Genomic DNA, 24,204 nt, shown 5'->3' on the forward strand with positions numbered 1-24,204 from the left:
CCGGCGCCTTTGACAGGAATCTGATGAGAGCCGATCGCCGAGGGGCGATCGGCTTTTCGACATTTGGCAGGAATCGGGTGGGCGGCGAGGGTTCAAGGACATAATTTCCAATCACGACACCGGAGATTTTTCCATGACCATCCAGTTCAAAGCTTTGCCGACCGAAGCTGTCAGGACGCTGCAGCGTGGTGGCGTCGATGCTTATGGCCAAACGCCCGAGCGAAAGGTCTCAGATGGTGACGGCATGCCTTGCCGGCATTGTTTGAAGAACATAGGAGCCGGCGATGCCTATCTTGTTCTGGCATACAGGCCATTCCCGCAGCTTCAGCCCTATGCCGAAACCGGGCCGATCTTCCTGCATGCCGAGGAATGCGACGGCGCTGCCGAGGGCGAGGCGCTGCCCGAGATTCTCGACAGCCCCGACTACATCGTGCGCGGCTATGGCAGGGATGACCGTATCGTCTATGGCAGCGGCGGCGTGGTCCCGACCGGAGACATCACCGGGCGGGCCAAGACCTTGTTGGAACGCGACGAGATCGCCTACGTCCATGTCCGCTCGGCGCGCAACAATTGCTACCAGTGCCGCATCGAGCGCGCTTGAGGCTGAGATTAGCCGCTGGAAACAGCTGTCGTACTCCCGTCGCATAGTCGCGATAGAAAGCCATTGTCGATCGATTTGCCGACCGCGGATGAACCGGCGGCAAATCTCGTCATCGAGGAAGCGGGGCTTTGGCTCCGCTTTTTTGTTGCCTGCGTTTGGAGCAGACGTATTCCACGCAAGAAAAAAGCCCGCCGGCATGGCCGACGGGCTGCAACTGTTTGGCTGGAGGGCCTTTTAGTTGAACTTGTACTTCGCGCCGAGGCGCACGGTCTGGAAAGACGGGGTGTCCTCGAGAATGCCGCCCGAGCCGAAGTCTTCCTTCTGATACTGCGAATAACGGTATTCCAAACCGACGGTCATATTGCTGGAAACGGCAGTTTCCAGGCCGCCACCGATCGAGAAGCCGCTTGAGCCCCAATCATAGATGTCAGCGCTACCACCACCGGGCGCTTCCGCATGCAGATCGAAGTGCTGCCAGCTGTAACCGCCGAGCACATAGGCCAGCGTTGATTCGTTGACCTTGGCACCGATTCGAGCGAGAGCATCGAAGCCGTAGTCGGCATCGCCCTTGATGGAAACGGGGCCGAGATCGAGCTTGGTCTGGATGCCGGAATAACGGGCATCCAACTGAACGCCAGCGACCCAGCTGCCGAAATCATGATCATAGCCGACGCTCGCCTCGCCGAACACGCCTTCGCCGCCAATGCCGTTGAGCTCGCCGCTAGCACCCAACCCAAGATTGAGGTTTAGATCATGCACCATCGTGCCGGCACCGAGCGCACCACCGGCATAGAAGCCGGTCCAATCGTAAGTCGGGGCGGCAAAGGACGTGCCGCCACCATTTTGCGCGCCGAAGCGATAGTTTGCCGCGATATGGAAGGTGTGGGTGGAAGGCTCGATATCGAGAGAGGCATCGCCAAGATCGAGTACCGACTTGTCACCGTAGTCCGCGTAGCGATATTCGGTCTTCAATGTCCAGTTGCCACGCAGCACGGTTTCCATGCCAACGCCGAGCACATAGCCGCTGCGGTTCTGCGAAAATTCCAAGCCGTCCGCGGCGCCCGATCCGTCAAGTTTGAAATGCTGCCAGGTGTACCCGCCGAGTACATAGCCCAACGTATTCGGATTGAGCAGGTAACCGGCACGCAGGCCAACATCGAAGCCATAAGAGTTTGTCAGATCGACATCGCCGCCTGCAATGCTCAATGAGGGACCAATGTTGCTCAGATTTGCGTCAATGAAACCACCGAGCAGGAAACGCTCCGAAACCATGTAATCGTAGCCTGCCGTCAATTCACCAAAGACGCCATTTCCACCAAGGCCATTGAAGTCTAGGCCAGGTACGCTGAATTTGTGTACGCTGGCGCCAAAGCCGCCGCCGATGCCGACATAAGCACCGCTCCAGTTAAAGCCGGCAGCTTCTTCTACCGGCTGCACGACGTCTGCTGCGTGAGCAGCAGATATCAAAGCCACAGCAGAAACAGCACCAAGAAGAAAAGATTTCGCGGATGTGCGAATGAACATATGCCCGTACCCCATGAGTAAACCCAGAATGTCTCTAGCAGGGAACCGGCCGGCACGGGAATGACAAATATGCAACAATGATGAGCAAAGTGCCGTCGCGTCACATCTTTCGGCGCCATGCTTTGCCTGAAAAACAGGCTCGCAAGAAAAAACCCGCCGGCATGGAACCGGCGGGCTGGATTGAAAGGAGCTGTTTTTCGCGAAAATCAGGCGGCGAGTACCGCTTTCGGCTCGACCAGTTCGTAGCCGAGCGCCTCGGCGACTGCGCGGTTGGTGATCTTGCCCTTGTGGACATTGAGGCCGTTGCGCAGGTGGTGATCGTCGACCAGCGCCTTCAGGCCCTTGTCGGCGAGCTGCAGGCCGTAGTGAAGCGTCGCGTTGTTGAGCGCGTGGGCCGACGTGACGGGCACGGCACCCGGCATGTTGGCGACGCAATAGTGGATGACGCCGTCGACCTCATAGGTCGGGTCGGCATGGGTGGTGGCGTGCGAGGTCTCGAAGCAGCCGCCCTGGTCGATGGCGACATCGACCAGCACCGAGCCTTTCTTCATGCCCGACAGCATTTCGCGCGAAACCAGTTTTGGCGCCGCGGCACCCGGGATCAGCACCGCGCCGACGACGATGTCGGCTGAAAAACACTCTTCTTCCAGCGCCTCGACAGTCGAGTAACGGGTGTGGACGCGGCCGGCGAAGAGATCGTCGAGCTGGCGCAATCTCGGGATCGAGCGGTCGATGATGGTGACGTCGGCGCCAAGGCCGGCCGCCATCCTGGCCGCGTGCAGGCCGACGACGCCACCGCCGAGCACGGTGACCTTGCCGGGCAGCACGCCGGGCACGCCGCCCAGCAGCACGCCGCGGCCGCCATTGGCCTTCTGCAGCGCCGTGGCGCCGGCCTGGATCGACAGGCGTCCGGCAACTTCCGACATCGGCGCCAGCAGCGGCAGGCCGCCACGGTCGTCGGTCACGGTCTCGTAGGCGATTGCCGTCACGCCGGACGCAAGCAGGCCCTTGGTCTGCTCCGGATCCGGAGCAAGGTGGAGGTAGGTATACAGGATCTGGCCTTCGCGAAGCTGCGCCCATTCGCTGGGCTGCGGCTCCTTGACCTTGACGATCATGTCCGACTTGGCGAACACCTCGGCGGCCGTCTTGGCAATCGTGGCGCCGGCGGCGCGATAGGCGTTGTCATCGGCGCCGATGCCGGCACCGGCCCCGGTCTCGACCAGCACTTCGTGGCCATGGGCGACATATTCGCGGACCGAGCCGGGGGTGAGGCCGACGCGGTATTCGTGGTTCTTGATTTCCTTGGGGCAGCCGACGCGCATTTTCTTCTCCTGATCCGGCCCTTTTGGGCTCGTTCCCTGTATGGCTGGAGTGAACCACGAATCGTTGCGCAGGTGTTTGCGAATGCGCTTGCGCCCACCGGCCGGTTTCGATAATCGTTGCGCGAAACAGCAAGATATTCGCAGGATTCACGAATAATGCCGCTCGACAGGATCGATATCGCCATTCTCGAGGCTTTGCAGAAGGATGGCAGGATACCCAATGCGGCGCTGGCCGAGAAGGTCGGCCTGTCGCAGTCGGCCTGTTCGCGCCGGCTCGACAATCTGGAGAAATCCGGAACCATTCGCGGCTACCACGCCCGGCTTTCCAATGCGGCACTTGGCCACCAGATGACGGCGATCGTGCACATATCGCTGTCGGGGCAGTTCGAGAAGACGCTGTCGGATTTCGAGGCGGCGATCAAGCGCTGCCCGAACGTGCTGTCCTGTCACCTGATGTCGGGCGAATACGACTACATCCTGCGGATCGCGGCGAAGGATCTCGTCGACTATGAGCGCATCCACAAGGAATGGCTGTCGGCGATGCCGCATGTGACCAAGATCAATTCGTCCTTTGCGCTACGCGAAATCGTCGACAGGACCGCCATGGGCATGAAGCCGGAAATGGCCTAGGCCTCCGTTACCACCCGATCCATCGGAATGTCGTGCGGCTGCGGGTAGATGGTCGCGATGCGCTGCAGCTCGTAGCCGACGCCGATGACCAGTGGCTTGAACGGCATCGCTGCCAGCGTACGGTCGAAGAAACCGCCGCCATAACCCAGGCGGTAGTTCAGGGGATCGATGCCGACGATCGGCGAGATGACGATGTCCGGCAGCACCGGATCGCCCTCGGCCGGGATCGGGATGTTCCAGACACCTTTCTCCAGCCGGTCGCCTGCTTTGTAGGCGCGGAAGATCAGCGGCTGCCCCTTCTCGATGACGATGGGCAGGGCGGTGCGGCCGCCGCGTTCGTTTATGGACGCCATCCAAGGCCGCAAATCCGGCTCGCCGCGAAACGGCCAGTAGAGACTGACCATGCGGCCGGCGATCTCGCCGATTACCGCGTCGAGGCCATCGGCGATGCGTTGCGACATTACCGTTCGCGCGTCGGCCGAAACAGCAAGACGCGCGGCGATCAGGCGTTCGCGCTCAGCCTTGCGCCAGCGTCTCACATCGGTCCAGTCGCTCGAAGGCGCACGGAATTCCGGATCGAGTTCGTGCATGAAACAGGGCGGCGAAGAATACTGCGCCGGAGCATCGTCGTCACGATCGTTGGCCATGCCTCACCTCATCGCGTATTCGATGACGCTATACCTCGCGATACGATACAACATGTGCATTCACGACATGCAACGACGAGTCTCGGGCACTGGCCATCTGTTGTTGCATTGCACAAAAATACCTACATGCAGGACAGGCAATCTTGCTATCAAGGTGAACGAAATGAACGAAGCCAGGCATCATGTCGTCGTTGTCGGCGCGGGTTTCGGCGGCCTCGAGTTCACCCGTGCGCTTGCCGGCGCTCCCGTGCGCATCACCATGATCGACAAGCGCAACCATCACCTCTTCCAGCCGCTGCTCTACCAGGTGGCGACGACGGCGCTGGCCACCTCCGAGGTTGCCTGGCCGATCCGCCACCTCCTGCGCAAGCGCAAGGATGTGACGACGCTGCTCGCCAATGTCACCGGTGTCGACCGCGCCGGCAAGCGCGTGCTGCTCGACGACGGCAGCGCGGTCGCCTACGACACGCTGCTGCTCGCCACCGGTGCCCGCCACGCCTATTTCGGCCATGACGAATGGGAGCCGTTCGCGCCTGGCCTGAAGACGCTGGAGGACGCCACCACCATTCGGCGGCGAATTCTCCTGGCCTTCGAACAGGCCGAGCGGGAGGCTGATCCCGCCAAGCGCCAGGCGCTGCTGACCATTGCGATCGTCGGTGGCGGGCCGACCGGCGTCGAGCTTGCCGGCACCATCGTCGAGCTGGCGCATGACACGCTGCGCGGCGAGTTCCGCAACATCGACACGCGGCAGACGCGCGTGGTGCTGATCGAGGCCGGCGACCGCATTCTGGCCAATTTCGCACCGAAACTTTCCGACTACGCCAACAAAGCGCTCGAGCGGCTCGGCGTGACGGTCGAGCTCGGGCGGGCCGTCACGCGCTGCGACGCAGAAGGTGTCGTGTTTGGCGATAAGCAACTGGCCGCCCGAACGATCCTGTGGGCAGCCGGCGTTGCCGCTTCGCCAGCCGCTGAATGGCTGGGAGCGAAGGCGGACCGCGCGGGCAGGGTGCTGGTCGAGCCCGATCTAAGTGTGCCTGGCAGCCCGGAGATCTTCGTCATCGGCGACGCCGCTCATGTGCTGCGGCCAGACGGGCGGCCGGTTCCCGGCGTGGCGCCTTCCGCCAAGCAGGAGGGCCGACATGTTGCGGCTACCATCAAGGCCAGGCTCGGCGGCGACACGACCGCGCGTCCTTTCCACTACAGGCATGCCGGTGATCTGGCGACGATCGGCAAACGCGCCGCCGCCATCGATTTCGGCTGGATCAAGCTCACCGGCTGGCTCGCCTGGTGGCTGTGGGGAGTGGCCCACATCTATTTCCTGATCGGCTTTCGCAACCGGCTTGCTGTTTCGCTGAGCTGGCTATGGATCTACGCGACGGGGCAACGCAGCGCGCGGCTGATCACCCAGGGCGACGACGACAAGGGCTGATTTCTTCACCGGCACCGTTCATCCGCACGTCATCTGTTGCTGGTCGACTGACCTTCCGATGCACGCAACTTCTTGAATGGACTTGAGCCGATTTCGGCGCGAAGTTCGCTTCGGGGCAGGGCGTGTCACGTTGTCGATGAGGAGAAAACATGTCGCAACTGCTCCATCCCGTCTCCCGCCGCGATTTCCTCGCTGGCACCGCAGCTACAGGGGCGCTGATCGTGCTTCATCCCTTCTCCGCTCGCGCACAGGCCAACCAGGCGCATCTCCGGATCATGGAGACCACCGACATCCATGTGAACGTGCTGCCTTACGATTATTACGCCGACAAAGCGAACGACACGCTGGGCTTGTCGCGCACGGCCTCCCTGATCGACGCCGTGCGCAAGGAAGCGGTGAATTCGATGCTGATCGACAATGGCGACCTGCTGCAGGGCAATCCGATGGGCGACTACATCGCCTATGAGAAGGGCCTGAAGGACGGCGACCTGCATCCGATCATGAAGGGTATGAACCTGCTCGGCTACGAGTGCTCGACGCTGGGCAACCACGAGTTCAACTATGGCCTGTCGTTCCTGGACAAGGTGCTGGCCGGCGCCAATTTTCCCTTCGTCTGCGCCAACCTGATCCGCGGCACGGAGCTTGCCGCGAACCCGCGCGACGACAAGCTCTATCTCAAGCCCTATGTCATCCTCGACAAGAAGATCAAGGACGGTTCGGGCGCCGAGCAGCCGATCAGGATCGGCATCATCGGCTTCGTGCCGCCGCAGATCATGGTCTGGGATCTCAAGAACCTCGAAGGCAACGTCAAGACGCGCGACATCGTCGAGGCGGCCAAGGCCTGGGTGCCGCAGATGAAGGAGGCGGGCGCCGACATCGTCATTGCGCTGTCGCATTCCGGCATCGACGTGAAGCAGGGCGACATGATGGAGAACGCCTCGTTCTTCGTCGCCGGCGTCGACGGCATCGACGCGGTGTTCACCGGGCACCAGCATCTGGTGTTCCCCGGCAAGAAGGATTTCCAGTCGCTCGATGGTGTCGACACGCAAAAGGGCACGCTGCAGGGCAAACCCGCCGTCATGGGCGGTTTCTGGGGCTCGCATATGGGGCTGATCGACCTGATGCTGGAACGCGACGGGTCGAGATGGAAGGTCGTTTCCGCCACCTCCGAGGCGCGGCCGATCTTCGAACGCGTCGACAACAAGAACAAACCGACTGTCCCGGACGACAAGCGCATCATCGCGGCCCTTGAGCAGGACCACCAGGCAACACTGGCCTATGTGCGCCGCCCCGTTGGCAAGACCTCCGCGCCGCTCTATTCCTATTTCGCGCTGGTCGCCGACGATCCGTCGGTGCAGGTCGTCAGCCAGGCGCAGACCTGGTACCTCAGGGATATTCTGAAGAACACGCAATGGAAGGATGTGCCGCTGCTGTCGGCGGCCGCTCCGTTCAAGGCCGGCGGGCGCAACGGCGCCGACTACTATACCGACGTGCCCGCCGGCGATATCGCCATCAAGAACGTCGCCGACCTCTATCTCTATCCCAACACCGTGCGTGCGGTCGAAATCACCGGTGCGCAGGTCAAGGAATGGCTGGAAATGTCGGCCGGGATCTTCAACCGGATCGAGCCAGGGAAGGCCGACCAGGCCCTCATCAACACCGACTTCCCATCCTACAATTTCGACGTCATCGACGGCGTCACCTATAAAATAGACCTGTCGCAGCCGCCGAAATACGATGCCAAGGGCGGGCTGGCTAACGCCGGCGTCAATCGCATCGTCGACCTGAGTTTCGATGGAAAACCAATTGACCCCAAACAGAAATTCGTCGTCGCGACCAACAACTACCGGGCCGGTGGCGGCGGCAATTTCCCTGACATCAATGCCTCGAAGATCATCTATGAAGCGCCGGACACCAATCGCGACGTCATCGTCCGCTACATCGTCAGCGAGGGTACAATCAACCCGTCCGCGGACGACAACTGGTCGTTCGCGCCGCTGCCTGGAACCAGCGCCGCGTTCGAAACCGGCGCCAAGGCGAAGGATTTCATTGCGCAGCTGAAATCGCTGAAGATCGAGCCGGCAGGCGAGGGCGAGGCAGGTTTCGCGAAATACCGCATCCTGCTTTGAAGGTGGTTCGGGTCGGCTCGAGTCCCGGCCTTATGGCGTGGATTGAGCCGGCTGGGTGAAACGTTCCTTGATGTCAGGCATGACGAGATCCAGCGCATCGGTGGAAATGCCGCCGGAATAACCGTTCGGCAGCTGCTTGATCAGTTCGGGATCGTCCAGCCCTTGCGAAAAGTCGCCGCCGGTGTACGGGCCGAGCAGATAGACGCGGCTGTCGACGCCTTGCATGCGATCGAGAAACCGGTTCGGCCAACCCCACATCCATTTCGCGATGTTGACGGGAATGAGCAAGGTACCTTTTCGGCAGGCATCTGGAACATAGCCGCTCCAGCCAAGCGCGGCATAGCGCAGAATGCATTGCGTCAGCGACGCGCGGCTCAGCGTATGCATGTCCGGCAGTGCTGCCTTGACTGCGGCAATCGGCTTGTCGCCGCCATAGACCGAGAGATAGAAGCGCTCGTTCGGCGATAGCATGGCAAGCCGTGCGGCCAGCTTTTCGCCTTCGCCCGGATCGTTGCTCTTGACGTTGATGTTGAAGCGGCGGGCCGGGAAGTGCGCCAGAACCTCATCCAGCGACGGCATCATGCCGAGACCCTTGCCGCGAAACGGAAAGGTCTTGCCGCCATCCGCCGTATAGCCATAGCCGACATCGAGGGTCTTCAACTCGGCCATGGAATGGTTGCGTGTTTCTCCCTTGCCTTCCGTGCGGCAATCCAGCGTCCAGTCGTGGAAGACGGCGAAATTGCCGTCTGTCGTCGGGTGAACATCCAGTTCGAGCGCGTCAGCGCCCAGCGCGAAGGCGGCTTCCATCGAGGGGATCGTGTTTTCGAGGTAGGCATGGCGCGGCGGCAACATACGACTGGCCGTGCACGTCTCACCCGTCATGCCTTCCCGTGCGTAGTCCTGGGCAAGGCCGCGATGGGCAAGCACTTCCGGCTTGCCGGCGGGGCGGCTCGACAACAGCGAGGTGTTGTTGAGCCAGATGCCCGCCGCGGCGACAACAATGATGCCGAAGAAGATCGTCCGTTTGCGCATCAAGTGATTTCCGATTCGTCCGTCCTGCGCGGCATCCTGCTTTGCGATCGGACTTTTTGACGGCGACCGGGCGGCGATATCGAGATCATCCTCGATATCGCCTGGTCGGCGGCAATGAAATCGAAGAACGTGTCGACTTACGCCTTGTAGACCACCTGGCGCACGTCGATGTAGCTGGCGCGGAATCCGGCCTCGCAATAGTGCAGGTAGAACTCCCAGAGCTTCTTGAAGCGGTCGTCGAAGCCGAGCGGGACGATCTTCTCCCATGACGCCCAGAACCGGTGGCGCCATTCGGCAAGCGTGCGCGCATAGTCATCCGGAAACACGCGCTCGCGCAGATGGGCAAGGCCATGATCCTTGCCCAGTGTCTTCAGGATCGACGGTGTCGGCAGCATGCCACCCGGGAAAACATAGCGCTGGATGAAATCCGGCCTTGCGCGATAGGTGTCGTAGGCGGCTTCGTTGATGGTGATGATCTGCAGGCCGGCGGTGCCGCCGGGTCTCAGGCAAGCCTTCATCTTGCCGAAAAACACCGGCCAGTATTTCTCGCCGACCGCCTCGAACATCTCGATCGAGGCGATGCGGTCATAGGTGCCGGTTTCGTCGCGATAGTCCTGCAGCTTGATGTCGACCTTGTCGGCAAGGCCAGCCTTGGCGATGCGAGCCGTTGCAAAATCGTGCTGCTCGCGGCTGATCGTCAACCCGGTGACGCGGCAGCCGATCTCGCGCGCGGCGAATTCGGCGAAGCCACCCCAGCCACAGCCGATTTCCAGCACATGGTCCTTCGGGCCGATCCCTGTGTCTTTCGCCAGCGCGCGATATTTGGCGGCCTGGGCGCTTTCCAGGTCGTTGGCGCCGGTCGTGTAGAGCGCCGAGGAATAGGTCATGCTCGGATCGAGCCATTGCTTGTAAAAGGCGTTGCCGAGGTCGTAATGCGCCGAGATATTGCGCTTCGAACCGGTGCGGGTGTTCTGGTTGAACCAGTGGCGGATGCGCTGGACGGTGTTGATCAGCCAACTGGTGCCGCCCGCGATACGCTCGCCAATGACCGAATTGACCACGAATAGCTCCAGGAAGCTGGTCACATCAGGGCTTTCCCAATCGCCGTCCATGTAGGATTCGGCTACGCCGATCGTGCCGCCGGAAAAGGCGCGGCCGGGCAAGCGCCAATTCTTCAGCACCAGTTCGGCATCTGGGCCAGGTCCCTTGCCGCCGACGAGGACGGCGCGGCCGTCCGGCAGCCTCACCTTGAGCGAACCGCGCGGCAGGTTCATCGCCGCCGACAGCACCATGCGCGCTTTCGCCGGCAGACCTTTGACGATCTCGGCGAAATTGAACTCATCGAGCCTGACCGCGTCGCTCAATGCTGCGCCAAAAAGTTCCTTTTGTGCCATCTCGTGCCCCCTGGATTTCCGCGGTGTCGGGGCAGATTGCCGAGCCACGGTTCTCTTGGATCATTCGCCAGCTTCGAACGCCGTTGCCGGTCCCGGGCGCTGACCGGCTCAGTGACGGGCGGGCTCGAATGAAACACGCGCTCTTTTACCAGAGCTTTAGCGCTTCCCAGTGAATCCCTGCGGCGATCTTCCACGTCATGCGGCGAAACTTCAAGAGGCAGGCCGCAAGCGGGGCTGTGCCACGCGGAATGCTTGCGCCAGCGAGAATCCGCTTTTTTGCACAGCAAAGGCCGAGCGCGCAAAAAACGCCTATGGTCGCAGAATTGCTCGTGCGATAGATCTAGCCATGCGTTATGTAATCGTCATTGCCGCCATCGCGTTTTTCCTGATCTGGGATGGCATGTACAATCAGGGCCGCTATCTCGACACAACAGTGAGAGAGCTTAGCCATGTTGTGCGATATGTTACCGGCAGAGCTTAACTCCAGTGGCGGCAGCCGCGACATCCTAGTCGATTGACGCCAACGTCCTGCCGTCACAAAAGACCCCAGCATTTTGATCGAGGAGGCGGGGTTGATCCGGCATATCGTTTTCTTCAGCGCGCGGCGAAAAGAGGATGTCGAGGCTGTGCGCACCGGCTTGCTGGCGCTCGGCAACATTCCTCACTCCAGCCTGTTCGAGGTCACGCTCAACACCAAGGTGGATCCGCTGTCGGACGAGGTCGACGTGGTCGTCTATGCGGAGTTCGCCGATGACGCCGCGCTGGCCGCCTACAAGGCGCACCCGCTCTATGCGCAGACCACCAGCAAGGTCAAACCGATGCGCGAACTGCGCTATTCCGCCGATGTCGTTGCCGGAAGCTGATCGAGGCTTTGTCCCAACTGGTGCCTTTTTCGACGTCCGGTGAACTGGCGGGGGCGAAATGGCCGGGATTGCGATCAAGTCTTGAACCGATTTGCGGAATGATGCACATCGCGGCTGCATGACCCGAACCATCACTGGCACTCATCCGCTCGATCACCTGGTGCTGCCAACGCAGAGCCTTGAGGTGGCGCGAGCCCGGCTCGCCGCGCTTGGCTTCGTCGTGGCCCCGACCGGCATCCATCCCTTCGGAACGGAAAACTGCTGTGTTTTCCTGGCCGACGGCACGTATCTCGAACCGCTGGCGGTCGGCGACGAGCAGGTGGCGGCAAAGGCTATCGCGGACGGCAATGTCTTCGTCACGCGTGATCGCGCCTATCGCGACAGCAACGGCGACGAGGGGTTTTCCGCCATTGTTCTAGGTACGGGCAATGCCGATGCCGACCATGCACGCTATGTCGATGCCGGCATCTCGGCTGGAGACATGCTGGGTTTTTCGCGCGCTTTCACCGACCCGGCCGGCAAGAGCGACATCGCATCGTTCAAGCTCGCTTTCGCGGCCGGAGCCGAAGCCACGGACGCCTTCCTGTTTGCCTGCGAGCGGGTCAACGCGCCTGATGTCGACCGCGCGGCTTTGCAAGCCCACGCCAACGGCGCGACCGGAATTGTCGAGATCTTGGCGGTCAGCGATGCGCCTGGAAAGCAGCATGAGTTGATTTCTGTCACGGTGGACAATCCGGCCGCCGAAAGGCAGGGCGGCATGTTTTCCCTGCCGAATACATATTTGAGCGTGCTTGACCGCGCGGCTTTCACCGCGCGCTTTGGCCTGCCGGCCGGCGCGCCGACAGATCTACGCTTCGCAGCGGTGGTCTTTTCGGTTCGGAACGCCGATGTGACATCGAGGCTGCTTGCGGCCAATTCCATCCAACACGATATAGCGGGCAATGATATTGTCGTGCAGCCTGCACCCGGACAGGGCGCGGCTTTCATCTTCCGGGAGACCAAATGAACAAGCCCGTCGCGCCCAATTCAGCGGTAATTGTCGGCAATGTCGTCTTCGACAACAAGGCGGCTCTGTCGCTGATCGCCGGCCCGTGCCAGTTCGAGTCGCGTCAGCACGCTTTCGACATGGCCGGCGCGCTGAAGGAACTGACCGGCAGGCTCGGAATAGGCCTCGTCTACAAGACCAGCTACGACAAGGCCAACCGCACCTCGCTGTCGGCGACGCGCGGCGCCGGCATGGACGCGGCACTTCCCGTCTTCGACGAACTGCGCAAGGAATTTTCGCTCCCGGTGCTGACCGATGTCCACACCGAGGAGCAGTGCGCCATCGTGGCGCCGCATGTCGATGTCCTGCAGATTCCGGCTTTCCTGTCGCGCCAGACCGACATGCTGGTCGCCGCGGCGAAAACCGGCAAGGTCATCAACGTGAAGAAGGGACAGTTCCTTGCCCCCTGGGACATGAAGAACGTCGTCGCCAAGATCACCGGATCCGGCAATGCCAATGTGCTGACCACCGAGCGCGGTGCTTCTTTCGGCTACAACACGCTGGTCTCCGACATGCGCGCTTTGCCTGTCATGGCAGAGATCGGCGCGCCGGTGATCTTCGATGCGACCCATTCGGTGCAGCAGCCGGGCGGGCAGGGCGGTTCCTCGGGCGGTGAACGTCGTTTTGTCGAGACGCTGGCGCGCGCGGCCGTCGCTGTCGGCGTTGCCGGCGTCTTCATCGAGACCCATCAGGATCCTGACAACTCGACCTCTTCCGACGGCCCCAACATGCTGCCGTTGAAGGACATGCCCGCTTTACTCGAGCGGCTGATGGCATTCGACCGCATCGCCAAGGGTCTCTAGGCCGGAGATATCCTCTGTCGACCGCCGATGCTTGTGGACGGCGCAAGCCGCCTGTACGCTCGACCGGCAAATGAGCGTTTTGGCAGGAGGAAGCCGTGTCTGTCGCCCGCGTCACCGAAATCACATCGTCGTCGAAGAAGAGCTTTCAGGACGCCATCGAACAGGGAATTGCGCGCGCATCCAAAACGCTGAAGAACGTCGAGGGCGCCTGGATCCAGGACCAGAAGATCGTCGTCCAGGACGGCAAGATCGTTGCTTATCGCGTCAACATGAAGGTTACCTTCATCCTCGCGGAGTGATCGGTCGACGCCGAAAAAGTCGGGAACCTTCGCCCGCGCCCCTCATTGTCCAAGTATGGTTCGAAACCACAATGAGGAGCACAATCATGGCAACCCAGACTGGCCACACCCAAGCCATCGCCGCTTCGCGGGTCATCGGCACATCGGTCTACAACACCGAAGGCACAAGCATCGGCAGCATCGAGGATGTGATGCTCGACAAGATGACGAACGGGATCATGTTCGCGGTCATCGGTTTTGGCGGCTTCCTTGGCATCGGCGAGAAATATCACGCCATTCCGTGGGCAAGCCTCGACTATGATGAGGACAAGGGCGGTTATGTCGTACCGTTTTCCAATGAACAACTCATGGCGGCACCGGCCTATTCGATCAACGAACTGACCGGTGCCGATGGCGAGGCGGCGCGCGACGAATCCTACAATTATTACAAGGTCACGCCTTACTGGCATTAACAACAACGACAAAGCGGCCCCGTCGAGAGAGACGGGGCCGCTTTGGATTCCGGCTTATTCGCTGACGTGTAAGGGGGCCATCGCCTTCGGCGGCGACTGCTGATTGTCGCATGACGTCAGGAATGCCGCCGCGATTAGAAACAGACTCACGATACCGCTCAACTGAGACATGGCGAAACTCCTCCTGTTTCGCCCCGCGCGCTGCACCTTAACCGGAAGTCAGCCGACCGTACATGACTTATGATGACGGCGATTTGCGCTTCGTGAATCGTTCGGAGGCCGATGCCGCGGCAATAATTGCCAGCGGGCCGATTGCCTTTTGCAGCACTTTGGCTAAGACGTGCGGCATTCTTCAGATCAATCGAGGACATCGCAAATGACCGCCATCGTCGACATTGTCGGGCGTGAAATCCTGGACAGCCGTGGAAATCCGACCGTCGAGGTCGATGTCATTCTCGAAGACGGCTCGATGGGCCGCGCGGCGGTGCCGTCGGGTGCTTCGACCGGTGCCCATGAGGCCGTCGAACTGCGCGACGGCGGCGCCCGCTATCTCGGCAAAGGCGTGCTCAAAGCCGTCGAGGCGGTTAACGGCGAGCTGTTCGAGGCCATCGGCGGCATGGAAGCCGAAAACCAGATCCATATCGACCAGACCATGATCGAGCTCGACGGCACGCCCAACAAGAGCCGGCTTGGCGCCAACGCCATTCTCGGCGTTTCGCTGGCGGTGGCCAAGGCGGCCGCTGATGCCGCCGGCCTACCGCTCTACCGTTATGTCGGAGGCACCAAGGCGCATCTCCTGCCGGTGCCGATGATGAACATCATCAATGGCGGCGCGCATGCCGACAACCCGATCGATTTCCAGGAATTCATGATCCTGCCGATCGGCGCGCCGACGCTGCGCGAAGGTGTCCGCTGGGGTTCGGAAATCTTCCATACGCTGCGCAAGAAACTAAAGGATGCCGGCCACAACACCAATGTCGGCGACGAGGGCGGCTTTGCCCCGAACCTGAAAAGCGCTCCGGTGGCGCTCGATTTCATCATGGAATCGATCGAGCAGGCCGGCTTCAAGCCGGGCGACGAGATCGCGCTCGGCCTCGATTGCGCCGCGACCGAGTTCTTCAAGGACGGCAACTACGTCTATGAAGGCGAGAAAAAGACGCGCGATCCCAAGGCCCAGGCCAAATACCTGGCCAAGCTTGCCGCCGACTATCCGATCATCTCGATCGAGGACGGTCTTGCCGAGGACGATTGGGAAGGCTGGAAGTACCTGACCGACCTGATCGGCAAGAAGACGCAGCTGGTTGGCGACGATTTGTTCGTCACCAACACGGCGCGGCTGCGCGACGGCATCCGCATGGGGGTTGCCAACTCGATCCTGGTCAAGGTCAACCAGATCGGCTCGCTTACGGAAACGCTCGACGCCGTCGAGACCGCGCACAAGGCCGGCTACACCGCCGTGATGTCGCACCGCTCGGGCGAAACCGAGGATTCGACCATTGCCGATCTCGCCGTCGCCACCAATTGCGGACAGATCAAGACCGGCTCGCTGTCGCGCTCGGACCGCATGGCCAAGTACAATCAGCTGATCCGCATCGAGGAAGAGCTCGGCAAGCAGGCAAGCTACGCCGGCAAGTCGGTGGTCAAGGGCTGATCCGGAAACACCGGCTCATCGATACCGGACAAAAGGGCGGGAGCATTCCCGCCCTTTTTCGTTTCGGCGCCGCCAAACAGGTCACCCGTAACCGTCCGTTAAGCACAATCGGGCGAGAAAGATCGTGAGCCGCCTGAGTTCGCGGGCTGGAGCCGGATGATCTCAGGTCTGTTCGACCTGAAATCTGAATCCGACTCTAAATCAAAGAGATAGAGCATGATGTCGTCCGAAAACCGCTTCACACTTTTCGGCATCATGCTCTAGAGGAATCGGGCGATGTGGACGCGTCAGCACAAGCAGAGAAACACCGGCCGGCTGATCATTCCCTCGCTTTGCGTGGCGTTCCTGGCCTATTTCGGCTTTCATGCCTATCACGGCGAATTCGGTATCTACTCGAAATATCAGCTGGAAGCCCAGACGGTTGCGCTGCAGGGCCAGCTCGATGCGATCAAGGCGCGCCGCATGGAGCTCGAGCGCCGCGTTCGGCTGATGCATGAAGGCACGCTCGAGAAGGACATGCTCGATGAGCAGGCGCGCAAGGCGCTCAATCTGTCCCAAGCTGACGAAATCACCATTATGTTGCCGGCCTCGGCGAAATAACTGATTTCAAGTTAATCACCAATATTTTCAATGATTTTAATCGCTTAGGCGCATGCCAGCTATGCAAATTCGGCATGGCGCAACGCTTTGACGCGTGTTAGCCTCCCTAAAATCGGTGGGGAGGAGCTGATCTCCCCAGAGCAGATTTCATCCTGCTCTAATGTCCACGAAGAGACGCCAACAGGGAGTGATGCATGGCCACCGCCGCCAGAAAAGCGCCTGCCAAATCCAAATCCGACGGCAAATCGGGGCTTTCGGCCCCCAAACCTGTCGAATTCACCAAGGACGAAGAGCTTGCCGCTTACCGGCACATGCTGCTCATCCGTCGTTTCGAGGAAAAGGCCGGCCAGCTCTACGGCATGGGTTTCATCGGCGGCTTCTGCCACCTCTATATCGGCCAGGAAGCGGTCGTCACCGGCATGAAGATGGCGCTGATCGACGGCGATCAGATGATCACCGCCTATCGCGACCACGGCCACATGCTGGCGATGGAGCTGTCGCCGCGCGGCGTCATGGCCGAGCTGACCGGGCGTCGCGGCGGCCTGTCACGGGGCAAGGGTGGCTCCATGCACATGTTCTCCAAGGAAAAGCACTTTTATGGCGGCCACGGCATCGTCGGCGCGCAGGTGTCGCTCGGCACGGGCTTGGCCTTCGCCAACCGCTACCGCGACAACAACAATGTCTCGCTGACCTATTTCGGCGACGGTGCGGCCAACCAGGGCCAGGTCTATGAAAGCTTCAACATGGCCTCGCTGTGGAAGCTGCCGGTGATCTACATCATCGAGAACAACCGGTATGCCATGGGCACCTCGGTGTCGCGCTCTTCGGCGGAAACCAATTTTTCGCACCGTGGCGCTTCGTTCAAGATTCCCGGCATCCAGGTCGACGGCATGGACGTGCGCGCTGTCAAGGCCGCCGGCGACCAGGCGACCGAATGGTGCCGCGCCGGCAACGGGCCGATCATTCTCGAAATGCAGACCTACCGCTACCGGGGGCACTCGATGTCCGATCCGGCGAAATACCGCTCGAAGGAAGAAGTGCAGAAGATGCGCTCCGACCATGACCCGATCGAACAGGTCAAGGCGCGGCTCATCGAGAAGAAGTGGGCAACCGAGGACGAGCTTAAGACCATCGACAAGGAGGTCCGCGACATCGTCGCTGACGCCGCCGAATTTGCCCAGAACGATGCAGAGCCGGATCCGTCCGAGCTCTGGACCGATATCGTATTGTAACGGGAGGGCAAGGACATGCCGATCGAAATTCTCATGCCCGCTCTCTCGCCGACCATGGAAGAGGGCAATCTTTCCAAGTGGTTGAAGAATGAGGGCGACAAGGTCGTCGCCGGCGACGTCATCGCCGAGATCGAAACCGACAAGGCGACGATGGAAGTCGAGGCCGTCGACGAAGGCACGCTTGGCAAGATCCTGATCGCCGCCGGCACCGAAGGCGTCAAGGTCAACACACCGATTGCCGTTTTGCTGCAGGACGGCGAAAGTGCCGGCGATATCGGCAAGTCCTCGGCTCCCGCCAAGGCGGAAGCACCGGCAAAGGCAGAGGCTCCAGCCGCGGCGGAGGACAAGGCGGAGGCCGCAAAACCGGCTGCCGCGCCGGTGGCTGCTGCACCGAAGACGGAAATCGCCGCCGATCCGGACATTCCGGCCGGCACGGAGATGGTCTCGACCACGGTGCGCGAAGCGCTGCGCGATGCGATGGCCGAGGAAATGCGCCGCGACGGCGATGTCTTCGTCATGGGCGAGGAGGTCGCCGAATACCAGGGCGCCTACAAGATCACGCAAGGGCTGCTGCAGGAATTCGGGCCGCGGCGCGTCGTCGACACGCCGATCACCGAGCATGGCTTTGCCGGCGTCGGCGTCGGCGCGGCGATGGCCGGCCTGAAGCCGATCGTCGAGTTCATGACCTTCAACTTCGCCATGCAGGCGATCGACCAGATCATCAACTCCGCCGCCAAGACGCTCTACATGTCTGGCGGCCAGATGGGTGCGCCGATCGTTTTCCGTGGACCGAACGGCGCCGCCGCACGCGTCGCCGCACAGCACTCACAGTGCTATGCCGCCTGGTATAGCCACATTCCGGGCCTGAAAGTGGTGATGCCCTACACCGCCGCCGATGCCAAGGGCTTGCTGAAGGCGGCGATCCGCGATCCCAATCCGATCATCTTCCTCGAGAATGAGATCCTCTATGGCCAGTCCTTCGACGTGCCGAAGCTGGATGATTTCGTGCTGCCGATCGGCAAGGCGCGCATCCACAAGACCGGCAAGGACGTCACCATCGTCTCTTTCGGCATCGGCATGACCTATGCGGTCAAGGCGGAAGCCGAGCTGCGCGGCTTGGGCATCGATGCCGAGATCATCGACTTGCGCACGATCCGGCCGCTCGATCTCGACACCATCATCGCCTCGGTCAAGAAGACCAACCGGCTGATCGTTGTCGAAGAGGGATATCCGCAGAACTCGGTCGGCGACCATATCGCCAACCAGGTGTCGCAGCGCGCCTTCGATTTCCTCGACGCGCCGGTCATCACCATCGCCGGCAAGGATGTGCCGATGCCCTATGCCGCCAACCTCGAGAAACTGGCTTTGCCGAACGTCGGCGAAGTCATCGAGGCGGTCAAAGCCGTCACATATCGCTGAACCGGGCGGGAGGACAAAATGCCAATCAACATCACCATGCCGGCCCTGTCGCCCACGATGGAAGAGGGCAATCTGTCCAAGTGGCTCGTCAAGGAAGGCGACAAGGTTTCGCCGGGCGATGTCATTGCCGAGATCGAGACCGACAAGGCGACGATGGAAGTCGAGGCTGTCGATGAGGGCACGGTAGCAAAGCTCGTCGTTCCCGCCGGCACCGAAGGCGTCAAGGTCAACGCTCTGATCGCCGTGCTCGCTGCCGAAGGTGAGGATGCAGGCGCTGCCGCGAAAAGCGGGGGCGATGCTGCTCCAGCGAAAGCCGAGGCCAAGCAGGACAAGGCGCCAGTCCCCCCACCCGTGGGGGAGATGTCGACGAAGTCGACAGAGGGGGGCGCTGTCCCGCCGTCCTCTCAGCGCGAGACGCCCCCCTCTGGCCTGCCGGCCATCTCTCCCACAAGGGGGGAGATCAGCCAGTCGCCGGAAGGACGCACCTTCGCGTCGCCGCTCGCACGTCGCATAGCCAAGGAAGCCGGTGTCGATGTGTCTGCCGTGACCGGCACCGGTCCGCATGGCCGGGTGGTGAAGGCGGATGTCGACGCGGCGATTGCCGGTGGCGGCGCCCAGGCGGCGCCTGCCGCCAAGGCTCCGGCTGGCGTGCCGGCTGCTGCTCCTGCCGCGCCGGTAAAGGCGATGTCGGACGATCAGGTGCTGAAACTGTTCGAACAGGGCTCCTATGACCTCGTCCCGCATGACAATATGCGCAAGACCATTGCGCGCCGCCTGGTCGAGGCCAAGACCACCATTCCGCATTTCTACCTGACGCTCGACTGCGAGCTCGATGCGCTGCTGGCGCTGCGCACGCAGATCAATGCGGCAGCCCCGGTGAAGAAGACCGACAAGGGTGATGCTCCGGCCTACAAGCTGTCGGTCAACGATATGGTCATCAAGGCGATGGCGATGGCGCTGAAGGCAGTGCCCGATGCCAATGCCTCGTGGACTGAAAGCGCCATGGTCAAGCACAAGCACGCCGATGTCGGCGTTGCCGTGTCGATCCCCGGCGGGCTGATCACACCGATCATCCGCAAAGCCGACGAAAAGACGCTGTCCACCATCTCCAACGAGATGAAGGATCTGGCCAGTCGCGCGCGCAGCCGCAAGCTGAAGCCGGAAGAGTATCAGGGTGGCACCACGGCGGTGTCCAATCTCGGCATGTTCGGCATCAAGGATTTTGCCGCGGTCATCAACCCGCCGCACGCGACCATCCTGGCGGTCGGCGCCGGCGAGGAGCGGGCAGTGGTCAAGAATGGCGAAATCAAGATCGCCACCGTGATGTCGGTGACGCTGTCGACCGACCACCGCGCCGTGGACGGTGCGCTGGGTGCCGAACTGCTGGTCGCCTTCAAGCGCCTGATCGAGAACCCGATGGGCATGCTGGTTTAGGGAAGCGAGAGGGCGGTGCGGATAGTCTTCACCAGCCTCTTCGCTTTCATCATTTCCGGATTCGCCACCGGACTGGCTGCTCGGAAACGGGCGGTCACAACCCATGGATGGCGGGTGAAGCATGGGTTGATCGACGCGCAGGTGGGTGCATGAAGACGGTTCTTTGTTACGGCGACTCGCTGACCTGGGGCTACAATGCCGAAGGTGGCCGCCATGCGCTGGAAGACCGCTGGCCAAGCGTGCTGCAGGCCGGCCTTGGCAGTGGCGTCGAAGTTATCGCCGAAGGCCTCAATGGCCGTACCACCGCCTTCGACGACCACCTGGCCGGTGCTGATCGCAACGGCGCCAGGCTGCTGCCAACGGTGCTGACGACGCATGCGCCGATCGACCTGATTGTCATCATGCTCGGCGCCAACGACATGAAGCCGTGGATCCACGGCAATCCCGTCGCGGCCAAGCAGGGTATCCAGCGGCTGATCGACATCGTGCGCGGTCACGACTATCCGTTCGACTGGCCGGCGCCGCAGATCCTCATCGTTTCGCCGCCTGTCGTCAGTCGCACCGAAAATGCCGAATTCAAGGAAATGTTTGCCGGCGGCGACGACGCCTCGAAGTTTTTGGCACCGCAATATGCCGCGCTCGCCGATGAGGCCGGCTGCGGCTTCTTCGACGCCGGCAGCGTGGCGCAAACCACACCTCTCGACGGTGTTCATCTTGACGCCGAAAATACGCGAAACATCGGCGAGGCGCTGACACCAGTCGTGCGCGTCATGCTGGAATTGTGAAGGAGAAAACCCGTGGCTGAGAACTATGACGTCATCATCATCGGCTCCGGTCCCGGCGGCTATGTCACCGCGGTGCGTTCCGCGCAGCTCGGCTTCAAGACGGCGATCGTCGAGCGCGAGCATCTCGGCGGCATTTGCCTTAACTGGGGCTGCATCCCGACCAAGGCGCTGCTGCGCTCGGCCGAGATCATGCACTATTCGGATCACCTGAAGGATTACGGGCTGAAGCTCGACGGCAAGGTCAGCGTGGACACATCGGCCGTCGTTGACCGCTCGCGCAAGGTGTCGCTGCGGCTCAATGGCGGCGTTGCCTTCCTGATGAAGAAGAACAAGGTCGACGTCATCTGGGGCGAGGCCAAGCTTTCGAAGGCGGGCGAGATCGTCGTGTCCAAGACGGCCAAGAAGCCGATGGAGCCACAGCCGCCGGTGCCGAAAGGCGTCAAGGGCGAGGGCACCTATACCGCCAAGCACATCATCCTGGCGACCGGCGCCCGGCCACGCGCGCTGCCCGGCATCGAGCCGGACGGAAAGCTGATCTGGACCTATTTCGAGGCCATGGTGCCGAAGGAGATGCCGAAGTCGTTGCTCGTCATGGGGTCGGGCGCCATCGGCATCGAATTCGCCTCCTTCTACCGCACAATGGGCGCCGAGGTGACGGTGGTCGAATTGCTGCCGGCGGTGATGCCGGTCGAGGACGCCGAAGTCTCGAAGTTCGCGCAGAAGCAGTTCGAGAAGCAAGGCATGAAGATCATCCTCGAAGCCAAGGTGACCAAGGTCGAGAAGGGCACGAACTCGGTCACCGCGCATGTCGAGATGAAGGATGGCAAGGTCGAGAAGATCACCGCCGACCGGATGATCTCGGCCGTCGGCGTGCAGGGCAATATCGAAGGCCTCGGACTCGAGGCGCTTGGCGTGAAGACCGAACGCGGCTGCGTCGTCATCGATGGTTACGGCAAAACCAATGTGCCGGGCATCTACGCCATCGGCGATGTCGCCGGCCCGCCGATGCTCGCCCACAAGGCCGAACATGAGGGTGTCGTGTGCATCGAGAAGATCGCTGATTTTCCTGGCGTACATGCCACCGACAAGCTGAAGATTCCGGGCTGCACCTACTGCAATCCGCAGGTCGCCTCGGTTGGCCTGACCGAAGCCAAGGCCAAGGCCGAGGGCTGGGATATCCGGGTCGGGCGCTTCCAGTTCGCCGCCAATGGCAAGGCGATCGCGCTCGGTGAGGATCAGGGCTTCATCAAGACCATCTTCGACAAGAAGACCGGTCAATTGCTCGGCGCCCACATGGTCGGCGCCGAAGTGACCGAACTGATCCAGGGCTTCGTCGTGGCGATGAACCTGGAGACGACCGAGGAAGAGCTGATGCACACCATCTTCCCGCACCCGACGCTGTCGGAGATGATGAAGGAAAGCGTGCTCGACGCCTATGGCCGCGCGCTCAACGCGTGATAGATTGAAAGCGCTGCTACAGATGGAACCCGGCGGCAAGGTACATCGTTTGCGGATGCACTTTCATCCATCACACAAGGAGAAGGCATATGCACCTGAATGGCGTCGGCTGGATAGCAGCCATCATCATCGGCGGCCTGGCAGGCTGGTTCGCCGAAATGTTCATGAAGAGCAACACCGGCATCTTCATGAACATCGTTATGGGCATCGTCGGCGCGATCGTACTGAACGCCATTCTGCAGGCTCTCAATTTTGGCCCGTTCGGCGTCGGCTGGATTGCCTATCTGATCACCGGCTTTATCGGTGCCTGCCTGCTGATCTGGGCGGGACGCCTGGTGCGCCGCTGACATCCCTGAAGAGCTGCCATGCGAAAAAGGCTGTTGCGGCATGCGCCGCAGCGGCCTTTTTCTTTGCGCCGAAAAGTCCTAGATGACGTTATGACAACGAACGCCTGACTGGCGCTCGCCAATGAACCAGGTTTCCCGATGGTCACTGTCCTCGATACGATCGCCAACGCACCGCGCCTGCGGCATCCGGAAAAGGCGCACAAGCCTGATCAGGATGTCCTGCGCAAGCCCGACTGGATACGCGTCAAGGCGCCGACGTCGAAGGGCTATGCCGAAACGCGCGAAATCGTGAAGTCGCACAAGCTGGTGACGGTCTGCGAAGAGGCCGGCTGCCCCAACATCGGCGAGTGCTGGGAAAAGAAGCACGCCACCTTCATGATCATGGGCGAGATCTGCACCCGCGCCTGCGCTTTCTGCAACGTCGCCACGGGCATTCCAACTGCTCTTGACCCGGATGAACCGGCCCGCGTCGCGCATGCGGTCAAGCAGATGGGCCTTACCCATGTCGTCATCACCTCGGTCGACCGCGACGACCTCGCCGATGGCGGTGCGCAGCATTTCGCCGAGGTCATCCGCGCCATCCGGGCGGCGACGCCGCTGACGACGATCGAAATCCTGACGCCCGACTTCCTGCGCAAGGACGGCGCGCTGGAGATCGTCGTGGCGGCCAAACCCGACGTCTTCAACCACAATCTCGAAACCGTTCCGTCGAACTATCTGACGGTTCGTCCGGGCGCCCGCTATTTCCATTCGATCCGGCTGTTGCAGCGGGTCAAGGAGCTTGATCCGTCGATCTTCACCAAGTCCGGCATCATGGTGGGGCTGGGCGAAGAACGGAATGAAATCCTGCAGTTGATGGACGATCTGCGTTCGGCCAATGTCGACTTCATGACCATAGGCCAGTATCTGCAGCCGTCGAAGAAGCACCACCCGGTGATCCGCTTTGTTACGCCGGAGGAGTTCAAATCCTTTGAGACGATCGGCCGGACCAAGGGTTTCCTGCTGGTGGCGTCCAGCCCGCTGACGCGTTCATCGCATCACGCCGGCGACGATTTCGCCAAGCTGCGTGCGGCACGGGAAGCGATTCTCAAGAAATCAGCTTAATCAG

Annotated in this window: 23 protein-coding genes; 18 read left to right on the forward strand and 5 right to left on the reverse strand. The window is 61.4% G+C overall.

What is annotated here, in order from left to right; all coding sequences use genetic code 11:
* The first annotated feature begins 133 nt into the window (after positions 1-133).
* Complete coding sequence (locus tag MESCI_RS18530; protein ID WP_013531464.1) at positions 134-601, forward strand: DUF1203 domain-containing protein; 468 nt, start codon at positions 134-136, stop codon at positions 599-601.
* Positions 602-835: 234 nt separating this feature from the next.
* On the opposite strand, the gene MESCI_RS18535 is transcribed toward MESCI_RS18530, so the two are convergent.
* Positions 836-2,125 carry an outer membrane protein gene (locus MESCI_RS18535; RefSeq protein WP_164919928.1) on the reverse strand — a complete coding sequence of 430 codons (1,290 nt, stop codon included), beginning with the start codon at positions 2,123-2,125 and terminating at the stop codon, positions 836-838.
* Between the two features lie 206 nt (positions 2,126-2,331).
* On the reverse strand, positions 2,332-3,447 hold the full coding sequence (gene ald, locus MESCI_RS18540) for an alanine dehydrogenase (RefSeq protein ID WP_013531466.1): 1,116 nt from the start codon (positions 3,445-3,447) through the stop codon (positions 2,332-2,334).
* A 156-nt stretch (positions 3,448-3,603) separates the two neighbouring features.
* Here ald and MESCI_RS18545 point away from each other — a divergent pair, with 156 nt between their 5' ends.
* On the forward strand, positions 3,604-4,077 hold the full coding sequence (locus tag MESCI_RS18545) for an Lrp/AsnC family transcriptional regulator (RefSeq protein WP_013531467.1): 474 nt from the start codon (positions 3,604-3,606) through the stop codon (positions 4,075-4,077).
* Here the strand turns inward: MESCI_RS18545 and MESCI_RS18550 are convergent.
* Positions 4,074-4,724, reverse strand: a complete 651-nt coding sequence (locus MESCI_RS18550; RefSeq protein ID WP_013531468.1) for a 5-formyltetrahydrofolate cyclo-ligase — start codon at positions 4,722-4,724, stop codon at positions 4,074-4,076. The genes MESCI_RS18545 and MESCI_RS18550 overlap by 4 nt on opposite strands.
* A gap of 163 nt (positions 4,725-4,887) precedes the next feature.
* Between MESCI_RS18550 and MESCI_RS18555 the strand changes: the two genes are divergently transcribed.
* Together MESCI_RS18555 and MESCI_RS18560 are read left to right on the forward strand one after the other, a co-directional pair.
* Positions 4,888-6,153 (forward strand): NAD(P)/FAD-dependent oxidoreductase, encoded by a 1,266-nt coding sequence (locus tag MESCI_RS18555; RefSeq protein ID WP_013531469.1) that lies wholly within the window; start codon positions 4,888-4,890, stop codon positions 6,151-6,153.
* A gap of 149 nt (positions 6,154-6,302) precedes the next feature.
* Positions 6,303-8,282 carry a bifunctional 2',3'-cyclic-nucleotide 2'-phosphodiesterase/3'-nucleotidase gene (locus MESCI_RS18560; protein WP_013531470.1) on the forward strand — a complete coding sequence of 660 codons (1,980 nt, stop codon included), beginning with the start codon at positions 6,303-6,305 and terminating at the stop codon, positions 8,280-8,282.
* 30 nt (positions 8,283-8,312) lie between these two features.
* On the opposite strand, the gene MESCI_RS18565 is transcribed toward MESCI_RS18560, so the two are convergent.
* Both MESCI_RS18565 and MESCI_RS18570 read right to left on the reverse strand, forming a co-directional pair.
* On the reverse strand, positions 8,313-9,314 hold the full coding sequence (locus MESCI_RS18565) for a glycerophosphodiester phosphodiesterase family protein (RefSeq protein ID WP_013531471.1): 1,002 nt from the start codon (positions 9,312-9,314) through the stop codon (positions 8,313-8,315).
* Positions 9,315-9,451: 137 nt separating this feature from the next.
* Complete coding sequence (locus tag MESCI_RS18570; RefSeq protein ID WP_013531472.1) at positions 9,452-10,708, reverse strand: SAM-dependent methyltransferase; 1,257 nt, start codon at positions 10,706-10,708, stop codon at positions 9,452-9,454.
* Positions 10,709-11,280: 572 nt separating this feature from the next.
* Here MESCI_RS18570 and MESCI_RS18575 point away from each other — a divergent pair.
* The 14 genes from MESCI_RS18575 to lipA all read left to right on the forward strand — a co-directional run bounded on the left by MESCI_RS18575 (position 11,281) and on the right by lipA (position 24,200).
* Positions 11,281-11,571, forward strand: coding sequence for a Dabb family protein (locus MESCI_RS18575; protein WP_013531473.1), 291 nt, complete (start codon positions 11,281-11,283; stop codon positions 11,569-11,571).
* A gap of 118 nt (positions 11,572-11,689) precedes the next feature.
* Positions 11,690-12,577, forward strand: a complete 888-nt coding sequence (locus MESCI_RS18580) for a VOC family protein (RefSeq protein ID WP_013531474.1) — start codon at positions 11,690-11,692, stop codon at positions 12,575-12,577.
* The gene (gene kdsA / locus MESCI_RS18585; RefSeq protein WP_013531475.1) at positions 12,574-13,419 is read left to right on the forward strand and encodes a 3-deoxy-8-phosphooctulonate synthase; all 846 of its coding nucleotides are present in this window, start codon (positions 12,574-12,576) and stop codon (positions 13,417-13,419) included. The genes MESCI_RS18580 and kdsA overlap by 4 nt, the downstream gene beginning before the upstream one ends.
* A 95-nt stretch (positions 13,420-13,514) precedes the next feature.
* A complete protein-coding gene (locus MESCI_RS18590; RefSeq protein ID WP_013531476.1) occupies positions 13,515-13,718 on the forward strand; it encodes a dodecin family protein in 204 nt (67 codons plus the stop codon).
* Positions 13,719-13,804: 86 nt separating this feature from the next.
* Positions 13,805-14,170 (forward strand): PRC-barrel domain-containing protein, encoded by a 366-nt coding sequence (locus MESCI_RS18595; RefSeq protein WP_013531477.1) that lies wholly within the window; start codon positions 13,805-13,807, stop codon positions 14,168-14,170.
* Between the two features lie 376 nt (positions 14,171-14,546).
* The gene (gene eno, locus MESCI_RS18600) at positions 14,547-15,821 is read left to right on the forward strand and encodes a phosphopyruvate hydratase (RefSeq protein WP_013531479.1); all 1,275 of its coding nucleotides are present in this window, start codon (positions 14,547-14,549) and stop codon (positions 15,819-15,821) included.
* A 276-nt stretch (positions 15,822-16,097) separates the two neighbouring features.
* Entirely contained in the window at positions 16,098-16,421 is a 324-nt protein-coding gene (locus tag MESCI_RS18605) for an FtsB family cell division protein (protein ID WP_013531480.1), read from the forward strand.
* 194 nt (positions 16,422-16,615) lie between these two features.
* Positions 16,616-17,653: a pyruvate dehydrogenase (acetyl-transferring) E1 component subunit alpha gene (gene pdhA, locus MESCI_RS18610; protein ID WP_013531481.1), complete on the forward strand. Its 1,038-nt coding sequence runs from the start codon at positions 16,616-16,618 to the stop codon at positions 17,651-17,653.
* Between the two features lie 15 nt (positions 17,654-17,668).
* On the forward strand, positions 17,669-19,072 hold the full coding sequence (locus MESCI_RS18615) for a pyruvate dehydrogenase complex E1 component subunit beta (protein WP_013531482.1): 1,404 nt from the start codon (positions 17,669-17,671) through the stop codon (positions 19,070-19,072).
* Positions 19,073-19,090: 18 nt separating this feature from the next.
* The gene (locus MESCI_RS18620) at positions 19,091-20,506 is read left to right on the forward strand and encodes a pyruvate dehydrogenase complex dihydrolipoamide acetyltransferase (RefSeq protein ID WP_013531483.1); all 1,416 of its coding nucleotides are present in this window, start codon (positions 19,091-19,093) and stop codon (positions 20,504-20,506) included.
* A gap of 149 nt (positions 20,507-20,655) precedes the next feature.
* On the forward strand, positions 20,656-21,291 hold the full coding sequence (locus MESCI_RS18625; RefSeq protein WP_013531484.1) for an SGNH/GDSL hydrolase family protein: 636 nt from the start codon (positions 20,656-20,658) through the stop codon (positions 21,289-21,291).
* 12 nt (positions 21,292-21,303) lie between these two features.
* Complete coding sequence (lpdA, locus tag MESCI_RS18630) at positions 21,304-22,749, forward strand: dihydrolipoyl dehydrogenase (protein WP_013531485.1); 1,446 nt, start codon at positions 21,304-21,306, stop codon at positions 22,747-22,749.
* 89 nt (positions 22,750-22,838) lie between these two features.
* On the forward strand, positions 22,839-23,096 hold the full coding sequence (locus MESCI_RS18635) for a GlsB/YeaQ/YmgE family stress response membrane protein (protein WP_013531486.1): 258 nt from the start codon (positions 22,839-22,841) through the stop codon (positions 23,094-23,096).
* Positions 23,097-23,234: 138 nt separating this feature from the next.
* Complete coding sequence (gene lipA, locus MESCI_RS18640; RefSeq protein WP_013531487.1) at positions 23,235-24,200, forward strand: lipoyl synthase; 966 nt, start codon at positions 23,235-23,237, stop codon at positions 24,198-24,200.
* The last annotated feature ends 4 nt before the right edge of the window (positions 24,201-24,204 follow it).

This window comes from Mesorhizobium ciceri biovar biserrulae WSM1271, from assembly GCF_000185905.1.
GTDB lineage: Bacteria > Pseudomonadota > Alphaproteobacteria > Rhizobiales > Rhizobiaceae > Mesorhizobium > Mesorhizobium ciceri.